Annotated in this window: 6 protein-coding genes; 4 read left to right on the top strand and 2 right to left on the bottom strand. The window is 71.6% G+C overall.

Going from position 1 to position 4,834, the window contains the following annotated elements:
• The first annotated feature begins 2 nt into the window (after positions 1-2).
• Positions 3-527: an ArsR family transcriptional regulator gene (locus ACQKIP_RS39835; RefSeq protein ID WP_427745283.1), complete on the top strand. Its 525-nt coding sequence runs from the start codon at positions 3-5 to the stop codon at positions 525-527.
• Between the two features lie 4 nt (positions 528-531).
• Here the strand turns inward: ACQKIP_RS39835 and ACQKIP_RS39830 are convergent, their stop codons facing one another.
• Positions 532-1,191, bottom strand: coding sequence for an HAD family hydrolase (locus tag ACQKIP_RS39830; RefSeq protein ID WP_365856432.1), 660 nt, complete (start codon positions 1,189-1,191; stop codon positions 532-534).
• 104 nt (positions 1,192-1,295) lie between these two features.
• Positions 1,296-1,967 (bottom strand): endonuclease, encoded by a 672-nt coding sequence (locus ACQKIP_RS39825; protein ID WP_365856430.1) that lies wholly within the window; start codon positions 1,965-1,967, stop codon positions 1,296-1,298.
• Positions 1,968-2,317: 350 nt separating this feature from the next.
• Here ACQKIP_RS39825 and ACQKIP_RS39820 point away from each other — a divergent pair, with 350 nt between their 5' ends.
• From ACQKIP_RS39820 to otnK, 3 genes are all read left to right on the top strand, one after another.
• Entirely contained in the window at positions 2,318-2,968 is a 651-nt protein-coding gene (locus ACQKIP_RS39820) for a hydrolase (protein ID WP_427745282.1), read from the top strand.
• Positions 2,969-3,241: 273 nt separating this feature from the next.
• The gene (ltnD, locus tag ACQKIP_RS39815) at positions 3,242-4,180 is read left to right on the top strand and encodes an L-threonate dehydrogenase (RefSeq protein ID WP_365856426.1); all 939 of its coding nucleotides are present in this window, start codon (positions 3,242-3,244) and stop codon (positions 4,178-4,180) included.
• Position 4,181: 1 nt separating this feature from the next.
• On the top strand, positions 4,182-4,834 hold a 653-nt coding region (gene otnK / locus ACQKIP_RS39810; RefSeq protein ID WP_427745281.1), incomplete at its 3' end, for a 3-oxo-tetronate kinase.

The following is a 4,834-nucleotide window of genomic DNA, read 5'->3' as shown; positions in this document are numbered from 1 at the left end:
TGATGGACCTGCTGGCCGAGGTAGGCACGGTCACGGCGACCGAGGCCGCCGCCCGGCTCGGCTACAGCTCGGGGCTCTGCTCGTTCCACCTGCGCCAGCTCGCACGCCACGGCCACATCGAGGAGGCACCCCACCACGGCGGCCGCGCACGCCCCTGGCGCCTGAGGCAGCGTGGGCCCGATGCCGGCGGGCCCACGGACGAGCAGTTCGGCGATCTGGCCCGAGGGCTCGAGGACGAGAGCTGGCAGCGCTGGCTCGCCGGGCGCGACCAGGCACCGGCCGACTGGCGCCGCGACGAGGCCTTCAGTGCCATCGCCTATCTGACGCCCGAGGAGATGAGCCGGGTCGCGGACACCGTCCGCCGGGCCCTTGCCCCCTACCAGGACCGCGAACAACGCCCCCTGGCCCGCCCGGACGGCGCGCGCCCGGTGGCTCTGATCACCCGGCTGTTTCCCCTGCTGCCGCAGCCCGGTTCCGGTGCGGAGGGGGAAACGGGGGAAGAAGGCGTGCCACCGTCCGGTGTCTAGAGGGCTAGCGGGCGAACACGCTGCTCCTGAGCGACGACAGCAGGTGCGCGGTGTCGTCGTACACCTCCGTCGCCCCGGCCCGGGAGAGGGCTTCGCGGGGGATGCCGCCGCTGAGCAGGCCCACCGGTGTGACGCCCGCACGGCGGCCGGACTGCATGTCCCACACCGAATCGCCGACGAACACACTGTCCCGCGCGCTCGCACCGGCCAGTTCGAGGGCGTGGGCGACGGGCTCCGCCGCGGGTTTGCCCTCGTCGACGTCGTCGGCGCTGGCCGTCGCGGTGATGACGTCGTCCGCGCCGATGGCGCCGCGCAGAGCGTCGAGTTCGCCCCCGCCCGCGGAAGTGGCGAGGACGATGGTCCACCCTTCCCCCGCCAGCGAACGCAGTAGCTGTCCCGCGTCCTCGAAGGCTTCGAGCCGCTCGAAGTGGGTGGCGTAGAGCGTCTTGTGGGCGGCGCTGATCGTGGCGTCCTGGTCCTGATCGCGCTCGTCGCCCAAGACGTGCGCGATCAGGTCGGTGCCGCCCAGGCCGATCGCGTGGTGCACGGCGCGCATCGGTACCCGGTGACCGGCCTGCCGGAAGGCCTCCCACCAGGCAGTGACGTGGAGGTAGTTGGTGTCGACGAGCGTTCCGTCGACGTCGAACAGGGCGGCACGCGTCACGGGGACTCCCTTCATGTCATGGTGCGTGATTCATGGTGCGTGGCGGCTTGCAGTGTCATGGCGGTACGAGCGGTCTGCGGTGTCGCATGCGGAGGCAGGGGCACCTACGACGCGAGCAGTTCCGCGGCCGCACGCTTGTCCAAGGCCACCCGGATGAGCGCCGCGGACAGTGCCGCGGGGTCCGCGTCGCCGGCGAGCCGCACCAGCTTCTTCGGGTCCTCCGGCAGGTCGAGCCGCCGTGCTCCTTGCATGGCCTTGTCGCCGAAGCAGGGCGCGATCTGCGGCCACACCCGCTGCACCTCGCGCAGGAAGATGTCGGCGCCCACAGGGCCGAGGCCCGGCACCTTACGCAGGCTGCGGCGCAGCGCCGCCTGGTCCCCGGCGGCTGCGTCGCGCAGGCGCCGCAGGTCGCCTCCGTAGTCCCGCTGGATGAGCTCGGCGCCTTCCCCGAGCTGCGTACTGGTGCGCTCGTCGTAGCGCCGGTAGCCGCCGCGGCCGAGTGCGTCGACCCTGGTCTGCCACGAGGCAGCGGCCATGTGGCGCGGGTTGCGCAGCCCGGCGTCGAAGAGTTCGCGCGCCGCGGCCACCGAGATGCCGCTGCGAATGCGCGCGCTCAACAGGTCCGAGAGCACGAGGAGTTGGTACAGCGGCTGCGGGGTGTCCCGCAGCCGGATCCCGGCTTCCTCGGCATAGGTCCGCCCGTGGGTGTCCAGGAGTTCCCGGACGAGGGCGCGCGTGGTCCGCTTGCGTGCGCGCTGCCCGCCGTTCCCCGTCATCCGGGCTCCCGGCTGCTTCGGTCGGCCATCTCTTCTCTCCTGGTCTGCCGTCTCTGCTCTGCCTGTACCGCTTCTGCTCTGCTTGTCGCGCCTGCTCCGTGCCTGCGGCGTCCGTGAGATCCGGGTGCCCGGGAGAGCGGTTCTTCATGGCCCCGGAAAACCGGCCCCGGGCTCGATCCTGCGCCATCGCGCTTGCCGGGCAGCGCAACGGCGCGACGCAACCGACTGACATTTCAGCCGGAGACAAGCCGGAGACAAGTGGGGCTCGGCGCGCTCAGTGGCGCCGCCGCGTAGTGACTGCCGCGCGGGGTACCCGGCGCGATACCCGTACCCGGAATTCGGAGGTCCCCATGCTGTCCGAGACTGTCACCGTGCCCAACGGCGAGGGGACACTCATCGGTGAACTGACCGTGCCGGACACGGTGTTCGGCGTCGCGGTTCTCGCCCGCAGCAGCGGAAGTTCCCTGCACAGCCCCCGCAGCCGGGCCCTGGCCCACACGCTGCACGATGCCGCTACCGGGACGCTGGTCATCGACCTGCTCACCGCCGACGAAGCGGCAGCCGACCGGGCCGCCGGCCGCCGGCACCACGACGTCGATCTGCTGACGCACCGGCTGACCGCATCCATCGACTGGCTCGCCCCCCCACTCTCCGACCTGCCGGTCGGCCTGTTCGGCGCGAGCACGGGAGCAGCTGCCGCGCTCGGCGCCGCTGCCGCAAGGCCCGGCCTCGTGGACACAGTGGTCTGCCCCGACGGCCGCCCCGACCTGGCCGGAGATTATGTGCTCGGCCGCGTGCACGCCCCGGTGCTGCTCCTCGTGGGAGGCCTGGACACCGAGATAGTGCGACTCAACCGGGAGACGGCCAATCGGCTGCGTGTCCTCAACCGGCTGCGCGTGATCCCCGACGCCACGCACCTGTTCGAGGAGCCGGGCGCGCTGGATGAGGTCGCTTCCGTCGCGGCCCGGTGGTTCGCCGGGATGGGGCAGTCACCGATCTGAGCCTGACCCGGCGGCACCCGCCCCGCAGCGGGAGGGTCGGCGCACCTGCGTGCGGGCACGGCTTGTACCGCGCCCGCACGCAGGCGTCGCGGAGCCCTCCGAGCTCACGGCACTGACGCTCCCCGGAGCGGCCGGCCGCATCCCGGCGCAACTACAGCTGCCCCTTCACCCCTCGCCGCACTATGTGACCGGCATCACAGTGCGCCATCCCACATCCTCAGGTCATCATATGACCCGATCGCCGCACGGATTCACAGCGAGACGAGGATGGGCATGAACGACCGGGACAGGCCGGCGCAGCCGCGCGTGGGCGTGGTGGGGCTGGGGGCCATGGGCCTTGGCATGGCGCGCAGTCTGCGCGACGCGGGCTTCGACGTGGGCGTCCATGATCTGCGACCGGAGGTCGCCGCGGCCTTCGCCGACGCCGGCGGTACCGCCTTCGCGACCGCCGGTGAACTGGCGGCCTCCGTCGACGTCTTGGTCGGCGTCGTGGTCAACGCCACGCAGGTCGAGTCGGTCCTGTTCGGCCCCGGTGGCGCGGCCGAGCGGCTGCACCCGGGCTCCGTCTACGTCATGTGCTCCACGGCCGACCCCGCCTGGTCCGCCGAAGTCGAGCGGCGCCTCGCCGAGCGCGGCGTGCTCTACCTGGACGCCCCCATCTCCGGTGGCGCCGTACGGGCCGCCAGCGGCGAGCTCACCATGATGACCTCGGGTGCCCCCACCGCGTACGCCATCGCCGACCCGGTCCTCGATGCCATGAGCAGCACGGTCTACCGCCTGGGCCACGAGGCCGGGACGGGCTCCAAGGTCAAGGTCGTCAACCAGCTGCTCGCGGGCGTCCACATCGCCGCGGCGGCCGAGGCGATGGCGCTCGGCATCAAGGCGGGCGTGCCCGCGCAGGCGCTCTACGAGGTCATCACGCACAGCGCCGGCAACTCGTGGATGTTCGAGAACCGCATGGCGCATGTGCTCGCCGGGGACTACACGCCGCTGTCCGCGGTCGACATCTTCGTCAAGGACCTGGGTCTGGTGCTCGACGCGGCCCGGCCGGAGAAGTTCCCCCTGCCCCTGGCGGCCACCGCCCACCAGATGTTCCTTCAGGCATCGGCCTCCGGCCTGGGCGGCCAGGACGACAGCGCGGTGATCAAAATCTTCCCGGGCATCGACCTGCCCGAACCGACCGAGCAGCAGCAGCAGCAGCAGGAGATCTGACATGACCGTCCGACTCGGCTGCATCGCCGACGACTTCACCGGCGCCACCGACCTGGCCAACAACCTCGTACGCGCGGGCATGCGCGTGATCCAGCTGATCGACGTACCCCGGGGCGGCGCCGAGCAACCGCTCGACGCGGACGCCGTGGTCATCGCGCTCAAGTCGCGCACCACCCCGGCCTCCGACGCCGTCGCGGCCTCGCTGCGGGCTCTTGAGTGGATGCGTTCCGCGGGCACCGAACAGATCTACTTCAAGTACTGCTCGACCTTCGACTCGACGCGCGCGGGCAACATCGGGCCCGTCACCGAGGCCCTGATGGACGCGCTCGGCACCGATTTCACCGTCGCGACCCCGGCGTTTCCCGACAACGGACGCACCGTTTTCAAGGGTCATCTCTTCGTCGGTGACGTCCTGTTGGGCGAGAGCGGCATGCGCCATCACCCGCTGACGCCGATGACCGACTCCAATCTGGTGTCCGTCCTCGGCGCGCAGACCAAGCGGCCGGTGGGCCTCGTCGACCACACCGTGGTCGCCGCCGGCGCCGAGGAGATCAGGCGGCGCGTCGAGGCGCTGCGTGCGGAGGGTGTCGGCGCCGCGATCGTCGACGCCGTGTCGAACGACGATCTCGTGCGGCTCGGCGCGGCGGTCAAGGG

Source organism: Streptomyces sp. NPDC059900 (genome assembly GCF_050270335.1).
Lineage (GTDB): Bacteria > Actinomycetota > Actinomycetes > Streptomycetales > Streptomycetaceae > Streptomyces.
This window is presented reverse-complemented; position numbering and strand designations above follow the sequence as displayed.

Bases quoted from the DNA above. Each gene is read 5' to 3' on its own strand.
- ACQKIP_RS39835 (WP_427745283.1), top strand. From the start codon at position 3: ATGGACCTGCTGGCCGAGGTAGGCACGGTCACGGCGACCGAGGCCGCC.
- ACQKIP_RS39825 (WP_365856430.1), bottom strand. From the start codon at position 1,967: ATGACGGGGAACGGCGGGCAGCGCGCACGCAAGCGGACCACGCGCGCC.
- ACQKIP_RS39820 (WP_427745282.1), top strand. From the start codon at position 2,318: ATGCTGTCCGAGACTGTCACCGTGCCCAACGGCGAGGGGACACTCATC.
- ltnD (WP_365856426.1), top strand. From the start codon at position 3,242: ATGAACGACCGGGACAGGCCGGCGCAGCCGCGCGTGGGCGTGGTGGGG.